The organism is Vreelandella gomseomensis (assembly GCF_031451645.1).
GTDB classification, from domain to species: domain Bacteria; phylum Pseudomonadota; class Gammaproteobacteria; order Pseudomonadales; family Halomonadaceae; genus Vreelandella; species Vreelandella gomseomensis.
Genome location: NZ_JARWAI010000002.1, coordinates 342,439 through 368,964, shown reverse-complemented (window position 1 = coordinate 368,964; position 26,526 = coordinate 342,439). Strand labels below are relative to the sequence as shown.

23 protein-coding genes and 1 pseudogene are annotated in these 26,526 nt (G+C 59.5%); 14 read left to right on the top strand and 10 right to left on the bottom strand.

Translation table 11 applies throughout. The annotated features are described in order from the left end of the window. The first annotated feature begins 28 nt into the window (after positions 1–28). A complete protein-coding gene (locus tag QC815_RS03860) occupies positions 29–478 on the top strand; it encodes an Lrp/AsnC family transcriptional regulator (RefSeq protein WP_230446737.1) in 450 nt (149 codons plus the stop codon). 26 nt (positions 479–504) lie between these two features. On the opposite strand, the pseudogene mmsB reads toward QC815_RS03860, so the two are convergent. From mmsB to QC815_RS03845, 3 genes and pseudogenes are all read right to left on the bottom strand, one after another. Next, positions 505–1,419: pseudogene (gene mmsB, locus QC815_RS03855) on the bottom strand (3-hydroxyisobutyrate dehydrogenase); the annotation flags it as partial. A 27-nt stretch (positions 1,420–1,446) separates the two neighbouring features. Continuing rightward, on the bottom strand, positions 1,447–2,562 hold the full coding sequence (locus QC815_RS03850) for an enoyl-CoA hydratase/isomerase family protein (RefSeq protein WP_230446735.1): 1,116 nt from the start codon (positions 2,560–2,562) through the stop codon (positions 1,447–1,449). Between the two features lie 62 nt (positions 2,563–2,624). After that, positions 2,625–3,779, bottom strand: a complete 1,155-nt coding sequence (locus QC815_RS03845; RefSeq protein ID WP_309767021.1) for an acyl-CoA dehydrogenase family protein — start codon at positions 3,777–3,779, stop codon at positions 2,625–2,627. Positions 3,780–4,054: 275 nt separating this feature from the next. Between QC815_RS03845 and QC815_RS03840 the strand changes: the two genes are divergently transcribed. The 8 genes from QC815_RS03840 to QC815_RS03805 all read left to right on the top strand — a co-directional run bounded on the left by QC815_RS03840 (position 4,055) and on the right by QC815_RS03805 (position 13,639). Next, positions 4,055–4,504, top strand: a complete 450-nt coding sequence (locus QC815_RS03840; RefSeq protein ID WP_230446733.1) for a MerR family transcriptional regulator — start codon at positions 4,055–4,057, stop codon at positions 4,502–4,504. An 80-nt stretch (positions 4,505–4,584) separates the two neighbouring features. Continuing rightward, positions 4,585–5,754: an isovaleryl-CoA dehydrogenase gene (locus QC815_RS03835; RefSeq protein WP_309767019.1), complete on the top strand. Its 1,170-nt coding sequence runs from the start codon at positions 4,585–4,587 to the stop codon at positions 5,752–5,754. 22 nt (positions 5,755–5,776) lie between these two features. After that, on the top strand, positions 5,777–7,384 hold the full coding sequence (locus tag QC815_RS03830; RefSeq protein ID WP_230446731.1) for a carboxyl transferase domain-containing protein: 1,608 nt from the start codon (positions 5,777–5,779) through the stop codon (positions 7,382–7,384). A 12-nt stretch (positions 7,385–7,396) separates the two neighbouring features. Next, a complete protein-coding gene (locus QC815_RS03825) occupies positions 7,397–8,221 on the top strand; it encodes an enoyl-CoA hydratase/isomerase family protein (RefSeq protein WP_230446730.1) in 825 nt (274 codons plus the stop codon). After that, a complete protein-coding gene (locus QC815_RS03820; RefSeq protein ID WP_268902713.1) occupies positions 8,218–10,290 on the top strand; it encodes an acetyl/propionyl/methylcrotonyl-CoA carboxylase subunit alpha in 2,073 nt (690 codons plus the stop codon). The genes QC815_RS03825 and QC815_RS03820 overlap by 4 nt, the downstream gene beginning before the upstream one ends. Positions 10,291–10,300: 10 nt before the next feature. Continuing rightward, positions 10,301–11,209: a hydroxymethylglutaryl-CoA lyase gene (locus QC815_RS03815; protein ID WP_309767016.1), complete on the top strand. Its 909-nt coding sequence runs from the start codon at positions 10,301–10,303 to the stop codon at positions 11,207–11,209. Between the two features lie 61 nt (positions 11,210–11,270). Continuing rightward, positions 11,271–12,974: an AMP-binding protein gene (locus QC815_RS03810; protein WP_230446728.1), complete on the top strand. Its 1,704-nt coding sequence runs from the start codon at positions 11,271–11,273 to the stop codon at positions 12,972–12,974. A gap of 92 nt (positions 12,975–13,066) precedes the next feature. Continuing rightward, positions 13,067–13,639 carry a hypothetical protein gene (locus QC815_RS03805; RefSeq protein ID WP_422828365.1) on the top strand — a complete coding sequence of 191 codons (573 nt, stop codon included), beginning with the start codon at positions 13,067–13,069 and terminating at the stop codon, positions 13,637–13,639. Positions 13,640–13,664: 25 nt separating this feature from the next. Here QC815_RS03805 and QC815_RS03800 read toward each other — a convergent pair whose 3' ends face one another. The 4 genes from QC815_RS03800 to QC815_RS03785 all read right to left on the bottom strand — a co-directional run bounded on the left by QC815_RS03800 (position 13,665) and on the right by QC815_RS03785 (position 18,343). After that, entirely contained in the window at positions 13,665–15,119 is a 1,455-nt protein-coding gene (locus tag QC815_RS03800) for an amidase (RefSeq protein ID WP_230446726.1), read from the bottom strand. Between the two features lie 7 nt (positions 15,120–15,126). Then, positions 15,127–16,344: an MFS transporter gene (locus QC815_RS03795; protein WP_309767011.1), complete on the bottom strand. Its 1,218-nt coding sequence runs from the start codon at positions 16,342–16,344 to the stop codon at positions 15,127–15,129. A 10-nt stretch (positions 16,345–16,354) separates the two neighbouring features. Beyond that, the gene (locus QC815_RS03790) at positions 16,355–17,269 is read right to left on the bottom strand and encodes a SphA family protein (RefSeq protein WP_309767008.1); all 915 of its coding nucleotides are present in this window, start codon (positions 17,267–17,269) and stop codon (positions 16,355–16,357) included. Positions 17,270–17,347: 78 nt separating this feature from the next. Continuing rightward, positions 17,348–18,343 (bottom strand): helix-turn-helix domain-containing protein, encoded by a 996-nt coding sequence (locus QC815_RS03785; protein ID WP_230446723.1) that lies wholly within the window; start codon positions 18,341–18,343, stop codon positions 17,348–17,350. A gap of 471 nt (positions 18,344–18,814) precedes the next feature. Here QC815_RS03785 and hpaR point away from each other — a divergent pair, with 471 nt between their 5' ends. Continuing rightward, on the top strand, positions 18,815–19,270 hold the full coding sequence (hpaR, locus tag QC815_RS03780) for a homoprotocatechuate degradation operon regulator HpaR (protein ID WP_230446722.1): 456 nt from the start codon (positions 18,815–18,817) through the stop codon (positions 19,268–19,270). Between the two features lie 61 nt (positions 19,271–19,331). Here the strand turns inward: hpaR and QC815_RS03775 are convergent, their stop codons facing one another. Then, positions 19,332–20,282, bottom strand: coding sequence for a methyl-accepting chemotaxis protein (locus QC815_RS03775; protein WP_309767005.1), 951 nt, complete (start codon positions 20,280–20,282; stop codon positions 19,332–19,334). A 230-nt stretch (positions 20,283–20,512) separates the two neighbouring features. Between QC815_RS03775 and QC815_RS03770 the strand changes: the two genes are divergently transcribed. Further along, the gene (locus QC815_RS03770; protein ID WP_230446721.1) at positions 20,513–21,076 is read left to right on the top strand and encodes a flavin reductase family protein; all 564 of its coding nucleotides are present in this window, start codon (positions 20,513–20,515) and stop codon (positions 21,074–21,076) included. A gap of 26 nt (positions 21,077–21,102) precedes the next feature. Here the strand turns inward: QC815_RS03770 and QC815_RS03765 are convergent, their stop codons facing one another. Next, positions 21,103–22,992 carry a monovalent cation:proton antiporter-2 (CPA2) family protein gene (locus QC815_RS03765; RefSeq protein WP_309767003.1) on the bottom strand — a complete coding sequence of 630 codons (1,890 nt, stop codon included), beginning with the start codon at positions 22,990–22,992 and terminating at the stop codon, positions 21,103–21,105. 123 nt (positions 22,993–23,115) lie between these two features. On the opposite strand from QC815_RS03765, the gene QC815_RS03760 reads away from it, so the two are divergent. Genes QC815_RS03760 through QC815_RS03750 form a run of 3 tightly spaced genes read left to right on the top strand, consistent with a single transcriptional unit; the run spans position 23,116 to position 25,471 of the window. Beyond that, entirely contained in the window at positions 23,116–23,382 is a 267-nt protein-coding gene (locus QC815_RS03760; RefSeq protein ID WP_230446719.1) for a Trp family transcriptional regulator, read from the top strand. Next, positions 23,379–24,806, top strand: coding sequence for an anthranilate synthase component I family protein (locus tag QC815_RS03755; RefSeq protein WP_230446718.1), 1,428 nt, complete (start codon positions 23,379–23,381; stop codon positions 24,804–24,806). Before QC815_RS03760 ends, QC815_RS03755 begins: the two co-directional genes overlap by 4 nt. Then, on the top strand, positions 24,803–25,471 hold the full coding sequence (locus tag QC815_RS03750; RefSeq protein WP_230446717.1) for an anthranilate synthase component II: 669 nt from the start codon (positions 24,803–24,805) through the stop codon (positions 25,469–25,471). The genes QC815_RS03755 and QC815_RS03750 overlap by 4 nt, the downstream gene beginning before the upstream one ends. 3 nt (positions 25,472–25,474) lie before the next feature. On the opposite strand, the gene rluF is transcribed toward QC815_RS03750, so the two are convergent. Next, positions 25,475–26,518: a 23S rRNA pseudouridine(2604) synthase RluF gene (gene rluF, locus QC815_RS03745; protein WP_230446716.1), complete on the bottom strand. Its 1,044-nt coding sequence runs from the start codon at positions 26,516–26,518 to the stop codon at positions 25,475–25,477. Positions 26,519–26,526 lie beyond the last annotated feature (8 nt).

Sequence of the window (26,526 nt, the reverse complement as noted above, 5' to 3'; positions counted from 1 at the left end):
CGCATGACACTAAATCACGCAATAAATCATGAAAATAGACGCCACTGACCACCGAATATTGCAAGCACTGAAGCGCGACGCCAAGGTCAGCAATGTTCAACTTGCCCAACGCATTGATCTGTCGCCCTCGGCATGCCTGCGCCGCGTCCAGGAACTGGAGAAAAACGGCGTCATCCGCGGCTACCGCGTGGTGACTGACCCAGAGCCCCTGGGCCGAGGCTTTGTCGCCTACGTGACGGTAGGGCTATCGCTGCATACCAAGGCGGCCCAGGAGGGGTTCGAGCGCGCCATGGCGGTCGCCAAGGAAGTGGTGGAATGCCACAACATTGCCGGCCCGTTCGAATACCTGCTGCGCGTCGAAACCCAGGATCTGGCGAGCTACAAGCGCTTTCATACCGAGATACTGGGCACCCAGGCACACCTCAACGCCATCTCTACCCATATCGTGATGGGAACTTCCAAGGACGAACGAGGCTAGTCGCGGCCCCGTCCCCCGCTTGTCTGTCAGGCGCTGCCGTCGCTGTCCTGATAAAAGCGCATCAGGCTGGAAAAGTCGAACTTGCCGTTGCCATTGGCTTTATGGAAGGTAAACAGCGAGCGGGCAGCGGAGCCCATGGGCACCGGTGAGGCGCTGAGCTGACTGACGTCCATGGCAAGCCCCAGGTCCTTGATCATCAGGTCAACCTGGAAACCGCCCTGATAGCCCTTAGAGGCCGGCGCATTATCCATCACGCCCGGGTAGGGGTTATACCCGTTGAGCGCCCAGTTGCCGCCGGAGCTTTGCTTCATGATCTCCGACAGCACCGCCGGATCCAGGCCGTTCTTGACGCCCATGTTGATTGCCTCGCAGGTGCCTGCCATGAGGATCGACAGCAACATGTTGTTGCACACCTTGGCGATCTGCCCGGCGCCTTGGTCGCCCGCGTGGAAGATATTCTTGCCCATCGCGTCCAGCACCGGTTTGGCTTGCTCGAACTGGGCCTCCGAGCCGCCGACGATAAACGTCAGCGTGCCCGCCTGGGCGCCGCCGACACCGCCGGATACCGGCGCATCCACAAAGCCAATGCCTTTTTCGGCGCCGATGGCGGCGACGTTGCGGGCGGTGTCGGCATCAATGGTCGAGCAGTCGATGACCAGCGCGCTTTGTTTGATGACGTCGAACAGCGGCGCATCACCTTCCGCGTACAGACCCATTACGTGCTTGCCGGCGGGCAGCATGGAGATCACCACCTCGGCGCCTTTCACCGCGTCCTGGGCGGAGCTTGCCACCTCACAGCCCTGGGATTTGGCAGTGGCAAGCACGCTTGTCGACAGGTCGAAGGCGCGCACCTGAAAGCCTGCCTTGACCAGGTTCGCGGCCATCGGGCCGCCCATGTTGCCCAGGCCGATAAATGCGACGGTTGTCATGGCGATTGTCCTTGTTGTTGATCGTGATGGTCGTTCTACTTAACTCAGGTTGGCGAGGGGGTTATTTGCCCAGGGCGGCGTCAGCAGCTCGTCGATGAACGAATCCTCAACGGCCGCCACCTCGGGATAGGTCCACTCGGGCTTGCCGTCCTTGTCCACCAGCAGCGCGCGCACGCCCTCGGGGAATTCCCGGTGGCGACAGCATTGAACCGAAAGCGCCAGCTCCGCCTGGAACACCTCGGCCAGCGACATGTACTTGGCGCGCTTGAGCTGCTCGTCGATCAGCCGGATGGATACCGGGCTACCGTTCGCCAGTGTCTTCTGTGCTTTGGTAAACCATTGATCGTCACTGTTTACCGCGCGGATGGCCGCGACAATCTGCTCGACGGTGTCGTGATCCATCAGCTCGCGGATCAGCGGCGAGAATTTATACACCGGCGCTTCGAGCTCCTCGAACACCGGCTGCGAGGTCTGCTCCAGCTCGCGTAGAATGCGATTGACCACCCCGTGGGCGTCGGTCTTTGCGCCCTCGCCCCAGGAGGCCTTGGTCAGCTTCTTCGCCATGGCATCGCGCTGGTGGCTGGCAATCGCCCGGTCGGCAAGGCCGAGGTGGACGGCATCCGGCGCGTTGATCTGGCTGCCGGTCATGGCAAGAAAGCGTCCGGTACCGTTGGGCAGGCGGTTCAGGAACCAGCTGGCCCCCACATCCGGGTACAGCCCGATGGTGACCTCGGGCATCGCCAGGCGCGAAGTTTCGGTCACCACGCGTTGGCTGCTCGCGCTGAGCAGGCCCATTCCGCCACCCATGACAATGCCGTTGCCCCAGCAGATCACCGGTTTGGGGTAGGTGTGCAGCGCGTAATCCAGCCGGTACTCGTGGTCGAAAAAGCGTTCGGGGAAATCCGGGTCGCCCTCGCCCTTGATCGCCTTGTAGAGATTGACCACATCGCCACCGGCGCAGAAGGCCTTGTCGCCGGCGCTGTCCAGTAGCACGGCCACCACGCGGTTGTCTTCTCGCCACTCGGCCAGGCGCGGCAGTATTTCCTCGATCATTTCCAGCGTCAGCGCGTTGAGCGAGCGCTCGGCGTTGAGGGTTATTTCCGCAATGACGTGGCCGTCCTGGGTGGGGTGTTCGGTAAACAGTACGCTACTCATCTCACCATCCTTATTCGGGGCAATCACCACAATGATTGAATCAACGACCGGCTTTCCAGCGCTTACAGCTCGGCGGCACCTTCCGCCAGCACGCGGCGTGAAATGATCAGGCGCATGATCTCGTTGGTTCCCTCTAGAATACGATGCACGCGGGTATCACGCACGAAGCGTTCCATGGGGTATTCCTTGATATAGCCGTTGCCGCCGTAAAGCTGCAGCGCTTCGTCGCACACCTTGAAGCCTACATCGGTGGCAAAGCGCTTGGCCATGGCGCAGTAGGCAATTGCATCGGCGTCTTCGGCATCCAGCTTGGTGGCAGCCAGGCGCACCAGCTGACGCGCGGCGACAAGCTCGGTCACCATGTCGGCCAGGCGGAACTGGAGCGCCTGGAAATCCGCCAGGCGTTTGCCGAACTGCTTGCGTTCGAGCATGTAGGCACGCGCCTCGTTGATGGCCTGCTGGGCGGTGCCGATGGAACAGGTGGCGATGTTGATCCGCCCGCCGTCCAGGCCTTTCATGGCGATCTTGAAGCCGTCGCCCTCGTTGCCGAGCATCTGTTGCGCGGGCACCCGTACGTCTTCAAAGGTAATCGTCCGGGTCGGCTGGCTGTTCCAGCCCATCTTGTCTTCTTTGCGCCCGTAGCTGATGCCGTCTGCGTTGGCGTTCACGGCGAAGGCGGACACCCCGGCCGCGCCCTCGCCGCCGGTGCGCGCCATCACCACCAGCACGTCGGTGCTGCCCGCGCCGGAAATGAACATCTTGCTGCCGGTGATGAGAAAATCATCGCCGTCGCGCTTGGCGGTGGTTTTCAGCGATGCGGCATCCGAGCCCGAGTTGGGTTCGGTCAAACAGTACGAGCCCAGAAGCTCGCCGGTGGCCAGCTTTTCGCCCCACTTTTCGATGGTGGCAGGCTTGCCGTAATCGGCCACCATCCAGGTCACCATGTTATGGATGGTCAGGTACGCCGTGGTCGAGGTGCAGCCCATCGACAGCTGCTCGAAGATAATGCTGGCATCCAGCCGCGAAAGCCCCAGCCCGCCGACGCTCTCCGGCGCGTAAAGCGAGCAGAACCCCAGCTCGCCAGCTTTACGGATCACCTCGACGGGGAAAACGGCATCGCGATCCCACTCGGCGGCGTGGGGGGCCAGTTCCTTCTGGGCAAAGGCGCGAGCCATATCGGCGAACGCAACCTGATCTTCACTGAGTTCGAAATTCATGGTGACTCTCCGGAGCACGCTTAGGCACTGTCTGCGGTCTTTTAATTGACGTTTACGTTAACTTATATTTTACTTCTGTCACAAGCAATCACTTGCTTTCTATACCTTTGGTGGATGCTGCTGCCCATTCGCCCCATACCGGCCATCTTCATGTCACCGGCGACAACTGCTTAACGTCAACGTAAACTTGTTTCCGCCTCGGTGGCCGTGTTCCATAGCGGCATACGTCTGGAACAACGCCCTATTGAGAACGCCCTATTGAGAGAGTATCGATCATGAGCAAAACCTATTCGATCAGTGAACTGGCCAGCGAGTTTGACCTGACCACCCGCAGCATCCGCTTTTACGAGGATCAGGAGCTGCTGCACCCGACTCGCCGGGGCCAGACTCGCATTTACAGCAGCAAGGACCGGGTTCGCCTGAAACTGACCATCCGCGGCAAGCGGCTGGGGTTTTCACTGGCCGAAATTCGCGAACTATTCGAGCTCTGGGATGAAACCCGCAGCGGCAGTAAAAAGCAGCTGAATTTGATGCTCACCAAGATTGCCGAACGCCGGGCGGCCCTCGACCAGCAAATGAAAGACATCACCATGGTGCAGCTCGAACTTGAAAGCGCAGAAGCCCGCTGCCGCGAGGCGCTCGAAGAGCTACATCAAAAACAACGCGAAGAAGAGCAGTCGGCGTCCTCCGATAAAGCATCGTCGTCTTCCGCGACCATGCACTGATAAGGCCGCCCACGCCCTACCGCCAGCACGCGCTCGCCAAGACCACACTCGCTAAAACAATGCACAACAGGTGATTGACCATGTTTTCACACTACTCAGAACTCAATTTTGGCCTCGATGACGAACTGAACATGCTGCGCGAACAGGTCAACGCCTTTGCCGCCAGCGAGATTGCGCCACGCGCCGCCGAAATCGACCGTAACAACGAATTCCCCAATGATTTATGGAAGAAGTTTGGCGATATGGGGTTGTTGGGCATTACCGTTTCTGAAGAGGATGGCGGCAGTGGCATGGGCTATCTCGCTCACTGTATTGCCATGGAAGAAATCTCCCGCGCCAGCGCCTCCGTCGCACTGTCTTACGGCGCCCACTCCAATCTGTGCGTCAACCAGATCAAGATCAACGCCTCCGCCGAGCAGAAGGCCAAGTACCTGCCCAAATTGATCAGCGGCGACCATGTAGGGGCACTGGCCATGTCCGAGCCCGGTGCGGGCTCGGATGTGGTTTCCATGCAGCTGCGAGCCAAGAAAGACGGCGATCACTACATTCTCAATGGCAACAAGATGTGGATCACCAACGGCCCGGATGCGGACGTCCTGGTGGTCTACGCCAAGACCGACCCGGACGCCGGCTCCAAAGGCATCACCGCCTTTATTGTCGAAAAGGGCATGCCCGGTTTCTCCACCGCCCAGAAACTCGACAAGCTTGGCATGCGCGGCTCCAACACCTGCGAGCTGGTGTTCCAGGATTGCGCCGTTCCCGCTGAAAACATTCTCGGTGACGAAGGTAAAGGCGCTCGCGTACTGATGAGCGGCCTGGATTTTGAGCGCACCGTGCTCGCGGCCGGCCCTATCGGCATCATGCAGGCTGCCATGGACGTGGTGCTGCCCTATATCCACGAACGCAAGCAGTTCAATCAGTCGATTGGTGAATTCCAGTTGGTGCAGGGCAAGGTAGCGGATATGTACACCACCCTGAACGCCTGCCGGGCCTATCTTTATGCCGTGGCGGGCGCCTGCGACCGTGGTCAGACGTCCCGCAAGGACGCCGCCGGGGTGATTCTCTACTGCGCCGAAAAGGCTACCCAGGTGGCGCTGGATGCCATTCAGCTGCTCGGCGGCAACGGCTACATCAACGAGTACCCCACCGGGCGACTGCTGCGCGACGCCAAGCTGTATGAGATCGGCGCGGGCACCAGCGAGATCCGGCGGATGCTGATCGGCCGCGAACTCTTCAACGAAAGCCTTTAACAAACATCAGCAGGGTCGCGCCATGAGCACTTTAAAAACCCAGATCAATCCGCGCAGCGATGTCTTTCAGGCCAACGAAGCGGCGATGCGCAAGGACGTTAGCCAGCTGCGCGAACTCACTGCGGCCATTTCCCAGGGCGGCGGCGCCAAGGCCCGCGAGCGCCACGAAAGCCGGGGTAAGCTGTTCGTGCGCGACCGCATCAATCACCTGATTGACGAAGGCTCGCCGTTTCTGGAGTTTTCCGCGCTGGCCGCTCATCACCTCTATGAAAGCGACGTGCCCGCCGCCGGGGTGGTCACCGGCATTGGCCGCGTTTCCGGCGTGGAGTGCGTGATTGTCGCTAACGACGCCACGGTGAAAGGCGGCACCTACTTCCCGATGACCGTCAAGAAACACCTGCGCGCCCAGGAAATCGCCCGCAAGCATCGCCTGCCGTGCATTTATTTGGTCGATTCCGGCGGCGCCTTTCTGCCCCGCCAGGACGAAGTTTTCCCCGACCGCGACCACTTCGGGCGCATCTTCTACAACCAGGCGACTATGTCTGCCGAGGGCATTCCGCAAATCGCCGTGGTGATGGGGTCGTGCACCGCGGGCGGCGCCTATGTGCCCGCCATGGCCGATGAGTCGATCATCGTTAAAGAGCAGGGCACTATTTTCCTCGGCGGCCCACCGCTCGTAAAAGCCGCCACCGGCGAGAGCATCAGCGCGGAAGACCTGGGCGGTGCCGACGTGCACGCCAAGATCAGCGGCGTGGCCGACCACTACGCCGAAAACGACGCCCACGCGCTGCAGCTGGCACGCGCCTGTGTCTCACGGCTCAACTGGCAGAAGCGCGGCCAGCTGGCCATGCAGGCGCCCAAGCCACCCAGGCTCGACCCCGCCGAGCTGTATGGCATTGTGGGCACCGACCTTAAAAAACCCTATGACGTGCGGGAAGTCATTGGTCGCATCGTCGATGACTCTGACTTTGACGAATTCAAGCGCTACTACGGCGATACGCTGGTCACCGGCTTTGCCCATATTCACGGCTACCCGGTGGGCATCGTCGCCAACAACGGCGTGCTGTTTTCTGAGAGCGCCGTGAAAGGCGCGCACTTTATCGAGCTGTGCGCCCAGCGCAAGATTCCGCTGATCTTCCTGCAGAACATCACCGGCTTTATGGTCGGCTCCAAGTACGAGCACGAAGGTATTGCCAAGCACGGCGCCAAGCTGGTCACCGCCGTGGCCTGCGCCAAGGTGCCCAAATACACGGTGCTGATTGGCGGCAGCTTCGGCGCCGGCAACTACGGCATGTGCGGCCGCGCCTATGACCCCAACCTGCTGTTCATGTGGCCCAACGCGCGTATTTCCGTGATGGGCGGTGAACAGGCGGCGGGCGTGCTTTCCCAGGTGAAACGCGAGCAGCACGAGCGCGAGGGCCGCGAGTGGACGCCGGAGGAAGAAGAAGCCTTCAAGCAACCCACCCGCGAGCAGTACGAGCACCAGGGCCATCCCTATTACGCCAGCGCCCGGTTGTGGGACGACGGCGTGATTGACCCGTTGCAAACCCGCGATGTACTGGGGCTTTCACTGGCTGCCGCGATGAATGCTGAAGTCGAAGAGACACGCTTTGGCGTGTTCCGGATGTAAGGGGCAATGAGCATGGCTTATTCGACACTCACCATCGACCACGGCGTCGCCTGGCTAACCCTGAATCGCCCCGAGGTGCACAATGCCTTTGACGACAGTTTGATCGCCGAGCTGAACGATCATTTGAGCCGGCTGCATTCGCTTGCGGACACGGGCGACGTGCGCGTGGTGGTGCTGGGCTCTGAAGGCAAGAGCTTCTCGGCCGGAGCCGATTTGAACTGGATGAAACGCATGGTCGATTACGACCTTGACGATAACCTCGCCGATTCGCGCAAACTCGCCGCGCTGATGCACGGTCTGGACACGCTGCCCTGCCCCACGCTGTGCCGCGTACAGGGAGCCGCCTTCGGTGGCGCGGTGGGCCTTGCCGCCTGCTGTGACGTGGTCGTGGCCTCCGAAAAAGCCAGGTTCTGCCTTTCCGAAGTCAAGATCGGCCTGTCGCCCGCGGTGATCAGCCCCTACGTTCAGCGAGCCCTCGGCGAGCGTCAGATGCGCCGCTTTGCGTTGACCGCCGAGGTGATGGACGCACCGACGGCGCTTGAGCTCGGCCTGGCCCATCAGGTGGTGGAACACGACGCCCTGGATAGCGCAGTGGACGCCATGCTGGCCACGCTGCTGGCGGGTTCGCCCCAGGCCCAGCGTGCCACCAAGGCGCTGATGGCTACGGTGGCCCAGACAACCGATGCGGACGCCACCCGCGAGCATACCTGCCAGGTCATCGCCCGTCTGCGGGTAAGCCCTGAAGGCCAGGAAGGCCTGGCGAGTTTTTTGGAAAAGCGTCGCCCAACCTGGGCCGAACCGAATAACACACCTAACGCGTCGGAGCGTCGCTCATGAGTCATTCGCCGATTATCGATAAAAACGAAAACGCCGCTCGCACGACGCCCTTTGATACGCTGCTTATCGCCAATCGGGGCGAGATTGCCTGCCGCGTGATGCGCACCGCGCGCCGCATGGGGCTAAAAACCGTCGCCATCTATTCCGACGCCGATCCCGGCGCCCGACACGTGCGTGAAGCCGACGAGGCGATCCGCGTCGGCCCTGCCGCCGCGCGGGAAAGCTACCTCGACGTCGAGGCGGTCATTGAGGCCGCCAGACGCACCGGCAGCGGTGCGATTCACCCCGGCTACGGCTTTCTTTCCGAGAACGGCGACTTCGTCAAAGCCCTTGAGCAGGCGGGTATCACCTTTGTCGGTCCGCCCGCCTCGGCGATTGCCGCCATGGGCGATAAATCCGCCGCCAAGGCACGCATGGCCAATGCGGGCGTGCCGTTGGTGCCCGGCTACCACGGCGACGACCAGAGCGACGCCCTGCTGCGCGACGAGGCCGACAAGATCGGCTACCCGGTGATGCTCAAAGCCAGCGCCGGTGGCGGCGGCAAGGGGATGCGCGTCGTCGAATCGGGGGATGGCTTTCAGGCCGCCCTAGACGGCTGCCGACGCGAGTCCAAAGCCGCCTTCGGCGACGATCGCATGCTGATCGAGAAATACCTGGTCAAGCCCCGCCACGTGGAAGTGCAGGTGTTCTGCGACCGCCACGGCAACGGCGCTTACCTGTTCGAGCGCGACTGCAGCGTGCAGCGCCGCCACCAGAAAGTCATCGAAGAAGCCCCCGCCCCCGGCATGACGGCAGAGTTGCGCAGCGCCATGGGCGACGCTGCGGTGCGCGCTGCCCAAGAAATCGGCTATGTAGGTGCCGGCACCGTCGAATTTCTATTGGATGCGGACGGGTCGTTCTTCTTTATGGAAATGAACACCCGCCTGCAGGTCGAGCACCCGGTCACCGAGATGATCACCGGCCAGGACCTTGTCGAATGGCAGCTGCGCGTAGCCATGGGCGAGCCGCTCCCCTGTACCCAGGACGCACTGACCATCACCGGGCATAGCTTTGAAGCGCGCCTTTACGCCGAAGACCCGGATCAGGATTTCTTGCCCGCCACCGGCCTGCTGACGCGTTTCGCGCTGGATCTGGAGGGCGCGGGTTTAAGCGACGACCAGGTACGTCTGGACAGCGGGGTGGAAAGCGGCGATACGGTGTCGATGCACTACGACCCCATGCTCGCCAAGCTGATCGTTCACGGCGTTGACCGGGACGCCGCCCTGGCGACGCTCAACCGTGCCCTGGCAGCGCTCGACGTTCAGGGCGTGGTGACCAACCGCGCCTTTCTGATGCGTCTGGCGACCCATCCTGGCTTCAAGAACGCGGAGCTGGATACGCGCTTTATCGAGCGCAACGAGGCGACGCTGTTTGCCCCTCGTACTTACGACCGAGAAGCCTACGCCAGCGCGGCGCTGATTGGCCTGCACCAGCTTGCCCAGGAATGCGAGAGCGACTCGCCCTGGGACCGCCACGACGGTTTCCGACTCAATGCGCCGCATACCATTCGCATTGCGCTGTGCGACCCCGCAAGCGCCCAGGCGCCGGATAGCGATGAAGCCGTGGTCATTGTTGAAGGTAAGCGCAGCGCCGGCGAGGCGCTTTGGCACCTTACCATCGGCGACGAAACCCTAACCGCCAGCCTGCAGCCGCTCAGCGGCGATGCGGTCGCGGTCACGCTGGATGGCCACCGTCGCCGGCTGCAGGCACGCCGCGATGGGCACGTGGTGGTCATGGCCGACCCAAGGGGTGAAACACGCCTGTTCTGGCGGCGCATCGACGCCATCGACCATGGCCACCATGAGGCCGAGTCGACCCTCACCGCGCCGATGCACGGCACCGTGGTCGCCCTGCTCGTGGAACCTGGCGCCAGCGTCGAGCAAGGCATGCCGTTGATGATCATGGAAGCCATGAAGATGGAGCACACCATGAACGCCCCGGCCGATGGCAGCGTGGCGTCGTTCCACTTCCAGGCGGGCGATACCGTCGGCCAGGGCGACGTGCTGCTCGACTTTGCCCCCAGCGAATAGGAGCTACCCCATGGCGCTGCCGACGTCCGTCAAACTGTTTGAAATGGCCCCCCGGGACGGCTTGCAGAACGAGCCGGGGGACATGGTACCCACCGCGACCAAGATGGCGCTGATTGAGCGGCTCGCCAAAGCGGGACTCGCGCACATCGAAGCCGCCAGCTTTGTCTCGCCCAAATGGGTGCCGCAAATGGGCGATGCCACCGAGGTGATGACCGGCATCGACCGTCGGCCGGGGGTGGTCTATTCGGCATTGACACCTAACCTGAAGGGCCTGGAGAACGCGCTTTCGGCGGGCGTTGAGGAAGTCGCCGTGTTCGGGGCGGCGTCTGAGACGTTTTCACAAAAGAATATCAACTGCTCCATTGCCGAGTCCCTGGCGCGCTTTGCGCCGCTGCTCGAACGCGCCAACGACGCCGGCGTAAGGGTGCGAGGCTACGTTTCCTGTGTGCTGGGCTGCCCCTACGAAGGCGAGATTGCGCCCCACAAAGTGGCCGAAGTGGCCAAAGCGCTGTATGAGATGGGCTGCTACGAAATCTCGCTGGGCGACACCATTGGCGTGGGCACACCGCTGGCCGCCAAACGCATGATCGAAGCGACCCGTCAGCAGGTACCCATCGAATGTCTGGCGGCGCATTTCCATGATACCTACGGCATGGCGCTGGCTAACCTGTATGCCGTACTGGAAGAAGGCGTCAGCGTGATTGATGCGTCCACCGCCGGGCTCGGCGGCTGCCCGTATGCAAAGGGCGCCTCGGGCAATGTGGCCACCGAAGACGTGCTCTACCTGCTGGCAGGGCTGGGCATCGATACCGGCGTTGACCTCCAGGCGGTGATTGATACCGGCTACTGGATTACCGGTGAACTGGGGCGCCAACCCGGCTCAAGAGTCGCCCTGGCCAAAGGCCGCGTCAGCGCATAACCAATAACAAACCGTCGCTGCCTGTTCCCTCGGACAAGACAATAATATGTGGAGAGATACCATGGCATCACCTGCACTTACCCTTCCAAGCTACACCAGCAGTACCGCCAACAAACCCCTGCTGGGCATGACCATTGGCGATAAATTCGACCAGATCGCCGCACAGTATCCTGATAACGACGCGCTGATCGTGCTCCACCAGCACATTCACTGGCGCTACCGCGAGCTACAGGAAGAAGTCAATCGCTGTGCCCGCGCTCTGCTCGCCATTGGCGTCAAGCAAGGCGACCGGGTGGGCATCTGGGCACCCAACTGCAGCGAGTGGGCGGTGACACAGTTCGCCACCGCCAAAATCGGCGCGATTCTGGTCAACATCAACCCGTCGTACCGCACCCACGAGCTGGAGTTTGCGCTCAACCAGTCCGGTGCGCGCTTCCTGGTAACGGCCGACAGTTTCAAAACGTCGGACTATCGCGGCATGCTGTATGAACTGGCCCCCGAGCTCAAGGCCAGCACCGAGGGCAACCTGAAATCACAAAAACTGCCCGACCTTGAGTGCGTCATCAACCTGAGCGCCGACAAGCACAACGGCATGTGGCGCTGGGCCGACCTGATGGACGAAGCGAATCAAGTGAGTCAGACCGACGTCGACGACCTTCAAGCCACGCTGCAGTTCGACGACCCGATCAACATTCAGTACACCTCGGGCACCACCGGCTTCCCCAAAGGCGCCACGCTTTCCCACCACAATATTCTCAACAACGGCTTCTTTGTCGCCGAAAGCATGGGGTTTACCAGCGAAGACCGCCTGGTGATTCCGGTGCCGCTGTATCACTGTTTCGGCATGGTCATGGGCAACCTGGGCTGCATGACCCACGGCGCGGCGATGATCTACCCGGACGAGGGCTTTGACCCCGGCAAGGTGCTCGAGGCGGTGCAGGAACAGAAAGCCACCGCCCTGTTTGGCGTGCCCACCATGTTTATCGCCGAGCTCGACCATCCCGACTTCCCGAGTACGGACCTGTCGTCGTTGCGCACCGGCATCATGGCGGGGTCGATTTGCCCGGCGGAAATCATGAAGCAGGTGATTAGCAAGATGCACATGAAAGGCGTACAGATTGCCTACGGCATGACCGAAACCAGCCCGGTGTCGACCCAGACCGGTGCCGACGACAGCATTGAAAAACGTGTCTCGACCGTCGGACGTACCCAGCCGCATCAGGAAACCAAGATCGTCGACCCCGGTAACGGCGGCATTCTGCCCCGCGGTGAAATTGGCGAGCTGTGTACTCGCGGTTACAGCATCATGCTGAAGTACTGGAACAACGACAAGGCCACCGCCGAGGCCATCGACGAAACCGGCTGGATGCATACCGGCGACCTGGCCACCATGGACGACGAGGGCTACGTCCAGATCGTTGGCCGGATCAAGGACATGGTGATTCGCGGCGGCGAAAACGTCTATCCCAGGGAGATCGAGGAATTTTTCTACACCCATCCCGCCATTTCGGACGTCCAGGTCACCGGCGTGCCGGACAAGAAGTACGGCGAAGAGCTGATCGCCTGGGTCAAACTCAACGGTACCGACCACGAGATTAGCGGCGAAGACCTGCGCGAGTACTGCAAGGGCAAGATCACCCACTTCAAGATTCCGCGCTACTTCAAGTTCGTCGATGAATTCCCGATGACCGTCACCGGCAAGATCCAGAAGTTCAAGATGCGCGACATCTCCATCGAGGAACTGGGGCTGAACGACCAGCAGTAGGGTTACGGCAAATAAGCTGGCACAAACCAGGGCCAGTTGCTACCCTCAAAAGATCCGCTTTTACTTGACGCTTCCAGGTACAAAAAATGCCAATGAAACGCTTGGCGAGCACCTTACGATGCTGTGCAGTCCCCCTATGCTGTGCAGTCCCCTACGCCAGCACCTTTGCTGACGACGCCTCGCCTCTGGCCTACACCTCGCCGCATAGCGAGCTGCTGAAACTGGAAAACGGCGTCATCCTCGAAGGCAGCGACCTGACCAGCATTGACCGATATACCAGCGGGTTCCGCCTATCGGCCGGCTTCAGTCCCTGGCAGCTACCTCACCTGGACCTTGGCGCTGAACTGGCCTACCGGGAAAGCGAAGAAGTGCCTGTCTCTTCAAGCTCCCTGATCATGGACACCCTGAGCCTGGGCGGCGCCCTGGTCGCTGGCCTGCGCTTGGGATCATTCAGCGTCTATGCCAAGTCAGGGCTTACCGAATGGCGCGGTAAAAGCTATCGTCCGGCGCAGGAACTCGATGATGGCGGCACCGCCCTCCTTCAGGGGTTTGGCGCCACCCTCACCTTCGATCGCCTGGTCAGCCGCCTCGAGTACGAACGTATCGACGCTCCCACCCTCGACCATCTGAATACCCTCAGCGCTTCGCTGCACCTGCCGTTTTAAATGCTGCTAGACCGACGCGCGAATGCTAGCTCGTCATGGCATTGACGGGTGGCCGCTTATTCGCCCAGGGGCGCGCCTGCTCAAGCTGAGCCGCCAACGACAGCAGCGTACTTTCGTCACCGAATCGCGCGGCAAAATGGCTGCCGATCGGCAGACTATCCTGCGTCCAGTACAGCGGAACCGACATGGCGGGCTGGCCGGTCGCGTTAAAAATAGCCGTGAAGGGCGAATAGCCATGAAACCGATGAATGATGTCTTCAAGACTCAGCGTATCGTCAAAGGCGTCCAACTCACCGATGATGGGCGGTTTGCGTGTCAATGTCGGCGTCAAGATCAGATCGTAGTCACGCATGAAACCCGCCACCGTTCTGCCCAGCGCATGCATATACTCGATGGCCGTAATGTAGGTGGTGGCGTCGAGATGGCCTTTTTCCCTCAGCATCACCCTGGTGCGAGGTTCCAGCTCGCTATCCTTGACAGGAGATCCGCGCATCTCGCCGAGAGTATTGATGAAATTCTGCGTGTTGGGCGCGATGATGCTGAAGGTATTATGAATAAACTCGGGCAGGTTCACCGGCAACGATACCGATTCAACGCGGTGTCCCAGGGATTCGCATAACGACGCGGTAAGCTGGACGGCTTCTCGCGCCTCGGCGCCTGATTCCCAGGGGGCCATGCTTTCCACCACGGCAATGCGCAACGTCCCAGGCGACCTTTCCACGGCGTTCAGAAAGGAGTCACGCTGTTCCGGAGCGGCATAGGGGGCTCCGAGGTCCGCCCCGCTAGTCGCATCAAGTAACGCTGCGCTGTCGCGCACCGACAGGGTCATCGCGTGAGGCGTCCCCATGCCTCCCCAGCCCTCACCTACCATCGGGCCTGATGGCATTCTGCCCCGCGTGGGTTTAAGGCCAAAAATCCCGCAGCAGGACGCCGGCACCCGAAGGGAGCCGCCGCCATCGTTGCCGTGGGCAAACGGCACCACCCTGGCAGCCACCAGAGCGGCAGCACCGCCACTCGAACCGCCCACGCTTCTCTCCGGGTTCCAGGGATTACGCGTTGCCCCAAACCGGCTCGACTCGGTGGTATAGGAAGTGCCAAACTCGGGGGAGGTGCTGGTACCCACGAACAGGCAACCCGCGCGCCGCAACCGAGCAACGGCCTCGGCATCGATTTCCGCGCGCGTCTCACCCAATGCAAAGGAACCACTGGCCATCCTGGCCCCCTTGAGGGGCGAAAAAAGATCCTTAACGAAGGTGGGAACACCACAAAATGGCTGCCGCGTGTCGACGTTTTCCTTTGCCGCCTTCTGCGCCTGTTCATACAGTGGCTCGGCCAGCGCATTGAGCTGAGGGTTGACGGCTTCCAGGCGATCGATGACCGCCGTTACCAGTTCACTGGGTGTGACGTCCTTCTGCCGGATCTTCTCGGCAAGCCCAACGCCATCCTGACTATCCATCAACGTATGTATATCGCGTGTCATTTTACTATCACTTATCGGCTGTGGTGGTTAAGGGAGGCGTGTCGCTCTGTTTAGCAAAGAAGGCATACAACAACCAGATGACGGCTGATCCAAAACCGATCAATGCCAGCATGGCGATGGCATGCGTCAGCATGCCGGTCATTGATACCAGGAACGCGACACACAAGGGACTGACAAACTGGCCTAGATAAAGGCAGGAGGTAAATCCGCCCATTCCTCGTCCATTTTGGCGCTTGTTCAACGCATTCATGACCGGGGTAAGCGCATTGGGAACTAATAACCCAGCCCCCACACCATGAATGACGACGGCAATAAAAATACCCGTGAGTGAGCCGGCGTTGATGAGCAGCAGCAGTCCGGAGGACATCAAGGCCAGCAGCAGGGCGTTGGTGCACTTGATGCCAATGGTCTTGCGAATCAGCGGCCAGGCCAGCGCGCCCAACAGTGAGGCGAGCAGACCAGCCCCCGTCGCCATGCCGATCAACGTACTTGATGCGATTCCCAGTTGAACCATCAGCCTGGGGGTTTGCACGGGCACGACAAAGCTCAACACCATGCCACCGAGAATCAACGCATAGCCAACCACCAAGGCAACCCCATCAATGCGCTGCCTATCGGGCGTTTCATCCTGCTCAGAACGTGCAAGGGGTTCCCAGAGCACTTTCATCATCGGTATGACAAGCAACAGAGGCAGCAGGTAGAGATAGAAAGGCGTGCGCCAGGATTGCTCGCCAAGCGCCCCCCCGATGACAAAAAACAGGGCGCCCACCAGCGCGATCGAGATAACCTGCGCATTGATATAGCGGAGTCTGCGCTCGCCCTGCCAATAGTCTGCAATCAATGCCGTGCAGCAGGTCATCACCATGGCCTCGCTACAGCCGAAAAGAAAACGGGCAATGACGATCGACTGGAGATCATTGAGGAGTGCAGGCGCAGCCCCCAGCAGCGCATAAAGCAAGGTGGCGAAGATCAATATGAGTTTTCGACCCACGCTATCCGCAAGCCAGCCCGCCAAAGGCGCAAATATGGCAATGGCTAATGCCGGGCCGGTAATCGCCAGCGGTGCCAGCACCTCGACGCGAGGTTCGCTGGCCGCAAATTCCGCGATCAGCTTGGGAATGATGGGCGCCACCATGACGGATCCCATGATGGTCAGGCTGCTCCCCAACACCAGCACGCTGCCCTGAGAACGCCCCGCTTCGCGGGGTAAATGTGCATTGCTCATCATGACCTCCTTAGAAGCTGAACGCCATTGTTAAGCCGATGTTGTAGCCTTCGGTGCGGTTCTCGGCGCCAAACTCCTTGTAAGCATGGAACCTGATCGGCGGAATCGACGACCCTGGGTCGAAGAAGCCAATGGCAGGCCCTGCGGCCACCACCGATGCGCGATTACCGCCTTCAAGGCCCGGGGCATCGTCATCGGTAATTTGCTGATAGTGATAGCCACCGACGCCGACCGTCCATGGGCCCACATGCTTGCCTACCGCAAACTCATGGCGATACTCCGTGCCACTCCGGTAGTCGGTGTCGTCATTGCGGGTATTGATGTCGAGCTGAAACGAAGACGAGACCTCATAGCCGCTATCGCTGACATAGGTAAACGCCGCCTGAGGTGTAAACGCCCAGTGATTCAGCCCCGGGGAGACGAGGCGCTCTGAATCGTAATCCCCCGTGGGCGCCTGGATCTGGAACTGTGCAAAGATCGACAGATTGGGGCTTGGCGTCCACTGCAGTAACATCGGCATGAACTGGATATCCGCCAGTTCAAACACATCCGCCTGATCACTGAACAACGTTGTGCCGCCTCGCTTGACCTGCAGCTCGGAGTCCATCTTGAAGAAAGGCACGACCGTACCGAAACCGTAACGGGCGCCCAGCACTTTCTGATCCGTCATGTAGAAATAGGCCATTGACAGCGAGAGCACATCTAGCGAGAAATCATTGCCCGTATCGTTGCCGTCGTTATCTTTCTGGGCATCCGTTGAGTAATACGCGGCTCGGAAGCCCACTGTTCCATTGTCGGTGGTGGGAGGTAGATAACCTGCGCCAAAATCGAGCAGCCCCATTGCCGTCGTCGGTGAGCCATTTTCGGTGGCCATGGAAGCCGCTGAATAGCTGCAGGTGAGTGCCAATAAAATGCGGGGTAGCATTGTTTTTCTTGGAGTCATTGTATTGCCTCTATGTCTCTGAATGAGCCATTTCAGCTTATGACGCTACCGGAAAGGGCGTTATCCGAGATTGGCAAACCTGCTTTTCATTCTCCCCCGGGTGTCTGACGGGCGCTCTCCGAACAGGTTACGGTAGTCCGAGGTAAAGTGACCTAAATGCCAAAACCCCCATTCGGCGGCAATATCCTGGATCTGCTTGTCTTCGCTTCCGGTACACAGGGCTTTATGAACGGCATTGAGCCGCAGTATACGCAGGAAGGACACTGGACTGATGCCGAGCACATCCTGAAAACAATACTGCAGCTTTCGTCGACTGGCTCCTACGTGGTTGCATAAGTCCATGATGGACAGAGGAGTATCGCTATGCTCGATCGCGTATTTACGTGCACGATCCACCATCTGCTTTTTTCGTGTCGTCGACAGGGGAGGCAAGCAAGCCGTTTCACATGTATCCAGCAGATGCATCAGCAGCAGGTCTTGGGCATTCTTCTTTTGTACTGGTTTTGCGAGCTGTCCCTGCTTGCTTAGCAGGAATATACGCTCGACCGCCTGCGCCAGCGCATTCTGGTCATGCGGCTGACTAAAAGGGAAAAAGTAAGGAGCACAGCTGGCCTCAAATGCCAGGTTCTGCTTAACGATATAGTCAATCAGCAAATCCTTTTGCACACTCAAGTTAAACACCTGCAGTCCTGCCGGCGTTCTTAATTCAGGTAGATCCTGAGCATCGGAGACAAGCAGCCCCGGGGTGGTAAAGATATTACCAAGGCAAATCAGGTCAGAGGGGCTTTTGCGCGTCGAGATACTAAAGCAGATCGTATTTTTGAAGGCCTCCCCACTCTTGATCATCGCCTGATTGGTTTGATCTTCGATAATCTGGATATTGGGCAACTCCAACTGGGAGATCTGACCCAAGAACTTGCCGGCCGACACCTGCTCATAGTTGAGCGTCCATCCACTTGGCGTTTGCGCATGCTCGACAACATCGTGGGTTTGACGCTCGACGAGCGCAGCCGTACATGGGTGTTCCCGGATAATGGATTGCTCACTACTCACCATGATTCTCCTTGACCTCGAGATTATTGTTGGCTTTTTAGTCAAGCAACTTCCGCGCCATATCAGCAGTTTGGCTCCCCCCAAAACAGCTATTCTCACTGTCCGCTGAATCAAGGTATAAAGCATTTCAGCCGTCGCGTCTTGTTGTTACTTGCCAGCATTATTGGCCCTGAGTGACATTCACAGCGCTGGTCTCTGGCTTTCCGCCCCCACCTATTCCCACGGCCATCATGGCTGCACCATAACGGGCCGAGCACCCCCTCTAACTGTTAAACTATTCATGTCATCTCAGGATAGTCGAGTCTCCACAGCAGCAGCATGTGAGATTTTTGCATCCACGTTTGTCACCTTCTGTCGTGCACCGTATGCTTTCACGTTGCCAGACCGCCGTGCTGGCGTATTCGACGATCAGGTAATGTTCTCATTGCCATCAGACAGCTTGCCTGGCTGGTGGCTATTTAGAAAAGGCAACACATGGTACGCCCTACCCCTTCCTTGACGTTGGCATTGATGCAAGCGCGTGAGTCAGCGATGGACTTCTTCAGGCCTCACCTCAATCGCCACAACATAACCGAACAGCAATGGCGAGTGATCCGCATTTTGTGGCAATCGGAAGATCAAACCCTGGAAAGCCACCGACTGGCCAAGCTCGCCTGTATACTGCCGCCCAGCCTGACCGGCGTCCTGGTTCGACTGGAACAGAATGGCCTGGTGGAACGCTGGAAACCTGCCGCCGACCAGCGGCGTCTGTGCGTGACGCTTACCGCAAAGGGCAATGCGCTTTTCGATGAAATGAAAGGTGAGATGATCCATCAATACAAGAAGATCCAGCGGGCGCTGGGAGACGAGAAATACCGCACCTTGATGAGCCTGCTTAAGGAAGTGCAAGCGCTTGATCCAGATGAGCTGCCTTCCGATCCCGACGCCTAACGCTGAACGGCTATCGATATCATCGGGTCAGCCTGCCCCCACGGCGCGCCGCTGAACGTTTTTACTGCTCCTGGGAGTCCAGGACGTCTTGAATGCGTTGGGTGGCTTCCTGCGTTTGGTTGGCCAGTTTCTTGACTTCATCGGCGACGATCGAAAACCCTCTGCCCGCCTCGCCCGCTCGTGCTGCCTCAACGGCGGCATTGAGCGCCAGCAGATTGGTTTGGGTCGCAATCTGGCTGATAACGTCCACCACCTCTGACACCTGATGGTAAGTCTTATGATTGTTCTCGACGATGGTTTCATGAGCTGACTTGGCCGACCGCTCATCCTCGATGTTGCGAACCGCCCCGATGACACGTAAAAGCTGCCCGCCTTCATCCCGGATGGCCCGGCCACGCTCCCTAAACCAGCAATAGCCGTGTTGTTTATGGTACATGCGAAATTCTTCCACGTATTCGCCCGTGCCCGACGGCGAGAGAATTTCCTTTTCAAACGCCGCCAGAATATTGGGCAGATCGTCAGGATGGGTAATGTCCTTCTGGCTGTCCATCCCGTCAGGCATCTCCTCCCGGGTATAGCCCAGAAGGTTTCTGAACTGGTCGGTGATGATCATCTCGCTTGATGGATCCTCTATATCGCCATGATACACGACAAAGTCCCAGACGCCTTCGGTGAGCGTCAGCTGTATCATCTCCCATACCCGTTGCTCCCCCATCAGGCGCTGGCACTCTGCTTCCAATGCTCGAAGGCGGTCATCTCTTTGGCGGATGACCTCTGCATGCTGCCTTTCCATGTCCTCAAGCCTGCTGGTCATTGACGCTAACTGTTGGGATAGCGCCTCTTCTGACGCGGACGCCCGATCAATAAACGATTGAATGGTTGAAAACACATCCGCGTTGCGACCTAGCTCGCTGAAAAAAGTGCTGTCAATGGCGCCCTGGGTATCTTCCAACTGACCAAAGAAAGTGAGGATGTCGTTAGCTAGCCTTTTTGAAGACCCTATATGTAACATTGTCGCTACCCTCTACAGACGTGGCGCCAAACAGCAGCGCCTCGTCGTCGGTTTCATGCACCGAATGATCACGGTGAGTCTCCTCACTGTGATTCCTGGGGCAGCGCATTTCTTGTACATAGATGCCGGCGACTTGCATTTCCGTGCCATTAACCGGCAGATCAGCGCCGGGGTATTGATGACCTTGATGCGACGTCCGGCTGGATAACTAATCTAATCGGAGATTATTGATGCCACACCCTACGAAGAAAGAGGACTTTCCGGTCTCCAACGTCAGGCACTTTCTTGAACCTGGCCCTGTTGTGCTGGTGTCATCGCATTGGCGAAAGCAAACCAACATCATGACTCTGGGGTGGCACATGGTCATGGCGTTTTCCCCTTCGCTTATCGGCTGCGTTATCGACACTGGCAATCACTCCCATGCGCTGGTGCATAACAGCGGCGAATGCGTGATCAATATTCCCCCGGCGTCGCTTGTCGATGCGGTCGTAGGTATCGGCAACTGTTCAGGGCGCGAGGTCGACAAGTTCGACGCCTTTGGTCTGTCCCCTGGCGAGTCAGAAAAGATCGATGCACCACGAATTGAGGAATGCTACGCGTCCTTCGAGTGCCGGCTGCACGATGACGCCATGATCGAACGCTACAACCTGTTTATCTTTGAGGTCGTTAAAGCCCATGTCGCCCCTTCGGCGGATGAGCAGACATCGCTGCACTACCGGGGTATGGGCGAGTTCATGCTGTCGGGAAACGCCATCGACCGCCAGGCCTTATTCAAGTCGTCGATGCTTGTCTGAGCACGTCAGCAATGAAGGGGGGGGGGTCATGGATTATCCGCTTCAGGCGGCGTCCAGATTGGCACATCCTCACGCTGGGGCTCGGGCCAATCCTGCTGCATGGCGCTGTTCAGCGCTTCTTCGAGCTTCATGAACAGTTCGCCGTAGCGCGGACTGAAGTTGATGCCTTCTTCGATATTCTTCCAGGCTTCAAAAAGCTCGTCCTCGTGGGCCTCTTCATTCTGCACAAACGCCCAGGTCATCTGCTTGGCGCGCATGGGGTGAACCCCCATGGCCGTCAGCGCATGGCCGCCCAGCTCAAGTGCGGAGTGGTAGGTTTCACTGACGACGTCATCGGCGCCGGCTTCACGCAGCTGATAACCATGTCCGCGGTCAAACGCCCGGGCCAGCACCCATACATGGGGGTAGTAATGCTTGACGTGCTTGACCAGCTCAACAGCCCGCTTACGGTCATCAATGGCCACGACCAGCAAGCGCGCCTGTTCGATACCGGCGGTTTCCAGCAGGTCTGAGCGAGCAGCATCGCCGAAATAGCTTTTAATATGAATTCGCCGCAGGTTCTCGATTTGCTCGAGTTCATGATCGAGCGCGACGATGGGCATGTTGTTGGCACGCAACAGGCGACAAATGATCTGCCCGAAGCGCCCCACGCCCGCGACGATCACCGGCGCCTGTTCTTCAATGGCATCCGCCTCGCGCCCGTCGTTTTTGACCCGACGATAGCGCGGCAGCACCAGGCGGTCGTAGGCGATAAACAACAGCGGCGTCAGGAACATCGACAGCGCGATGACCAGCGACAGCACCTGGGAAATCTCGACGGGAATCACGCTGTTCTGCACGCTGTAGGTCAACAGCACAAACCCGAACTCACCGGCCTGGGCAAGGCTCAGGGTGAACAGCCAGCCGTTACTGCGATGCACCCGAAACAGCAACGCCAGGACGAGCAGAATGGCCGCCTTGACGGCAATCACCACGACGCCAAGTACCAGCACCGTGTCCCACTGCGAGGCCAGTACCTGAAAGTCGATCCCCGCGCCGACGGTGATAAAGAACAGGCCCAGCAGAAGCCCCTTGAAAGGCTCGATATTGGCTTCGATTTCATGCTTGAACTCGCTGTTGGCCAGTACGATACCGGCCAGAAACGCGCCCAGCGCCGGGGAAAGATTCACCAGGCTCATGAGCGCGGCGATACCGATGACCAGCATCAGCGCCGTAGCCGTGAACACCTCACGCAATCCCGAGCCCACCACATAGCGAAACAGTTTCGGGCCAAGGTAGTAACCGCCGGCAATCACGCTGCCGATCGCCGCGACCACCACCAGGGCATGCGCCCAGCCGGGCAAGTGCGCCACCAGGCTGATGCTCGGGTGACTGGCTTGATCGCCACCGGCGCCCATCAACTCGGGTAGCGCCAGCAGGGGAATCAACGCCAGCATGGGAATCACCGCGATATCCTGGAACAGCAACACGGAGAAGGCGCTCCGGCCGCCCTCGGTTTTTTCCAGGCCTTTTTCACTCAGGGTTTGCAGCACAATCGCCGTCGAGGACAGCGCGAACAGCAAGCCGATGGCCAGGGACGTTTGCCAGGCAAGCCCGAGCCACCAGGCAATCGCGGTTCCTGCGGCGGTGGTCAGCATCACCTGCAGCCCGCCCAGGCCGATCAGCCGAACACGCATCGCCCACAGGCCTTTCGGGTCGAGCTCCATACCGACCAGAAACAGCATCATCACCACGCCAAATTCGGCAAAGTGCTGGATCGTCGTGGTTTCCTGGCCCACCAGCCCCAGTATCGGGCCAATGACCACGCCGGCCATCAGGTAGCCAAGCACCGAGCCAAGCCCATAGCGTTTCGCCAGGGGGACGGCAATCACCGCCGCCACAAGATAAATAAACGCCTGGATAAAGTACGCGGTCATCGAGGGTCCTTTTATTTTTTCAATCTATTGGTTCAATCGGCTTGACTTCACGGCACAATCATATAGCGTACTAGTACGCTAGTACATTGCTTGTTACCCGGTGGCCAACGGTGCCTTTAGGATATGCGCTCAAACGATGATTACCAGGCGGAGCTGGTTCGCCATTTGCTTGCCATCGACTCTCCAGAGGCAATGCACAAGGCGCTGGCCAGCCTGCTGACGCCTGCAGAGTACCAAGAAATCAGTAAGCGCCTGCAGATTTTCAAGCTGCTGCGTGAGGGCGTGCCCCACCGCAAGATTGCCGACACCCTGGGCGTGGGTATCGCCACCGTATCGCGTGGCTCCCGTGCCCTAACAACGTTACCTTCTTCATGGACCGATCACCTATGACAACTGCCGAAACGCACGCTGCAGAAGGCCCGCAGCCTTTTACGCTGCCGCGCAAGCCTCACTACGTGACCCTGGCGGCGGACTGCGATTTTTTTGCCCTGTTTCAAAAAATCGAGCGGCAATTCGATACCTGCTACATGCTGGAGTCGCTTGGCGAGGACAGCCACATGGCGCGTCACTCGATCATCGGCTTCGACCCCGAGTACACGCTCTACGCCAACGGCAAGACGCTGACCATCGAAGACCGCGACGGCCATGCCAACCACTACCCGAGCGATAACCCCTACGACCTGCTGCGCAGTCTGATCCCGCAAAATATCATTTCCCGCAAGTATGCCGGCGGACTGAGCGGCTATCTTGGCTACGATGCCATGCAGTACTTCGAGCCCTCGCTGACGCTCAAGGCCAGCGACGACTTCGATACCTTTCGCTTCGGGCTGTACAAGGATGGCCTGATCCTCGACAAGATGACCGGGGAAGTCACCTACTTTTACTACGACAACAGCCGCTATGAGTTTCTGCAGACGCTGATCGACGCTGACGATACGCCCCCCGGCCCGCTGCATATCAAGGCGCTGGGCGACACCATGAGCCAGGATGAGCACGCTGCGGCGGTGGCCAAGGTGAAGCAGGACATCATCGACGGCAAGGTGTTTCAGTGCGAGGTGGGGTTCAAGAAGCGCTTCCAGATCCAGGGCGATACCCTGGCGCTGTACGACCAGCTGCGTACCATCAACCCCTCGCCGCAGATGTACTACGTCAAGTTTGGCGAGCAGAAGCTGATCGGCGCAAGCCCCGAACTGCTATTCCGCCTGCGCCAGGGTGAAATGGAGACGTTCCCGCTGGCGGGCACCACCACCCGGGGCCAAACGCCTCAGGAAGACACCCAGCTTGCCCGGGCGCTGCTCAACGACCCCAAGGAGATTGCCGAGCACAACATGATCGTCGACCTGCATCGCAACGATATCGGCCGCGTCGCGCAGTTTGGCACGGTGAAGGTGCGCAGCCTGATGGATATCAAGCGATTTAGCCACGTGCAGCATATTTCCAGCGAGATCGTCGGCATTATCGCCGAGGGTGACGACATGTTCACGGCGCTGGCCAGCAATTTCCCGGCGGGTACGCTGACGGGGGCGCCGAAGATCGAGGCGATGAAAATCATCGACGACCTAGAAACCGACGGGCGTGGCCCCTACGGCGGTGCGGTGGGACAGTTCTCGTTTAACGGTGACTGCACCTTTGCCATTCCCATCCGTACGGTGTTCGTCAACGGCGAGCGCGCCTACGTGCAAACCTGTGGCGGCAACGTCTTCGACAGCAACGCCGCCGACGAGTATGAAGAGATTCGCCGCAAGTTTGCGGGCACCCGCAAAGCCCTTGCCCCTTTCATGAGTACGGATAAGGACACGGAGAGCCACGCATGAAGGTGCTCATCATCGATAACTACGATTCTTTCACCTATAACCTCTACCAGTTTATCGGTGAGATTCTGACGACCGAGAAAAATCGTCGGGCGATTCCCCATTTCGAGATTATCGTCAAACGCAACAACCAGATCGATTTTCAGGCCATCGAGGCCATGGCGCCGGATCGCATCATCATCTCCCCAGGCCCCGGCTCGCCGGACGACCCGCGCTACTTTGGCGTGTGTGCGGAAGTGATCGAGAAGCTGGGCAAGACCACGCCGCTGCTGGGCGTGTGTCTGGGGATGCAGGGCATCGTGCACGTGTTCGGTGGCAAGGTGGTCAAAGCGCCACTCCCCATGCACGGCAAGATCAGCCCAATCAACCACAATAACTGCTCGGTGTTCAGCGGCGTGCCCGACCAGCTCGAGGTCATGCGTTACCACTCGCTGATTGCCGATGCGGACTCGCTACCCGAATGCCTGGACGTCACCGCCACCGTCGGCGGTCTGGCGGCCGACAACTTCGAACAGCGCAGCCGCTGGCAGGCGGTCGGTGAGTTTGAGCTGATGGGCGTGAAGCACCGCGACTATCCGATTCACGGCATTCAGTTTCACCCGGAATCGTTTGCCACCGAAGGCGGCAAGGAGCTGATCGCTAATTTCCTGTTTGCCTACGACAGCTAACGGCTAGGAAGACGACTTACGGCGCGGGCCCGCCTTACCCTTGAACGGCTTGTTTTTCCCCGGCTTCTTGGGCGCCCCGCCCTTGCCGGGCGCGGCGGCTTTCTTGCCGGCCGGCTTGGCACCGGGCTTGCCTTTCAGTGCCGGTTTGCCGCCAGCGCTTTTGGGCCCAGCACTTTTGGATTTAGAGCGCCCTGCCCCGGCTTTGGCTGCGGGTTTGCCCGCTTTGCCGCCTTTTCCCGTTCCATCGCGCCCCTTGTTACCCGGTCGCTGGGCGCCTTTTTTAGGCCCACGTTGCTTGGCAGACGCGGTGCGTGGGGCCGGAGCCGCCTCCGAGCGCTCGGTGAGCGCCACCAGGGTATCGAATTCCTTGACGGTCAAGTCCCGCCAGTCACCCAGCGCCAGCCCCTTGAGCGAGACGTTCATGATCCGCGTGCGGATCAATTGCATAACCTCGTAGCCAAAGTACTCGCACATCCGGCGGATCTGGCGGTTCAACCCCTGCACCAGGGTGATGGAGAACTCGAACGTCGACAGCTTCTCGACGTGGCATTTCTTGGTGACCTGACCAAGAATCGGCACGCCGTTTTGCATGCCGTCGATAAACTCCTCGGTGATCGGCTTGTTGACCGTCACCCGATACTCTTTCTCGTGCTGATTGTTGGCGCGCAGCACCTTGTTGACCAGATCGCCGTTATTGGTCAGCAAAATCAGCCCCTGGGAGTCCTTGTCCAGGCGGCCGATCGGAAAGATGCGCGTGCCGTGTTTGACGAAATCAACGATGTTGTCTTTTTCACTCGACTCGGTCGTGCTGACAATGCCCACCGGCTTGTTGAGCGCAATCAGGACGACATCCTCTTCTTCCTGGGGCTCGATGTCCTGGCCGTTCACCTTGACGCGGTCACCCGGAACGACCTGATCCCCGGTGGTGGCCCGGCGGCCGTTGATCCAGACATTGCCTTGCTCCACAAAGCGGTCGGCCTCGCGCCGCGAGCAGAGTCCGCTTTCGCTGATGTATTTGTTGATGCGAGTAGATTTTCGTAACGACATAAAGCGCC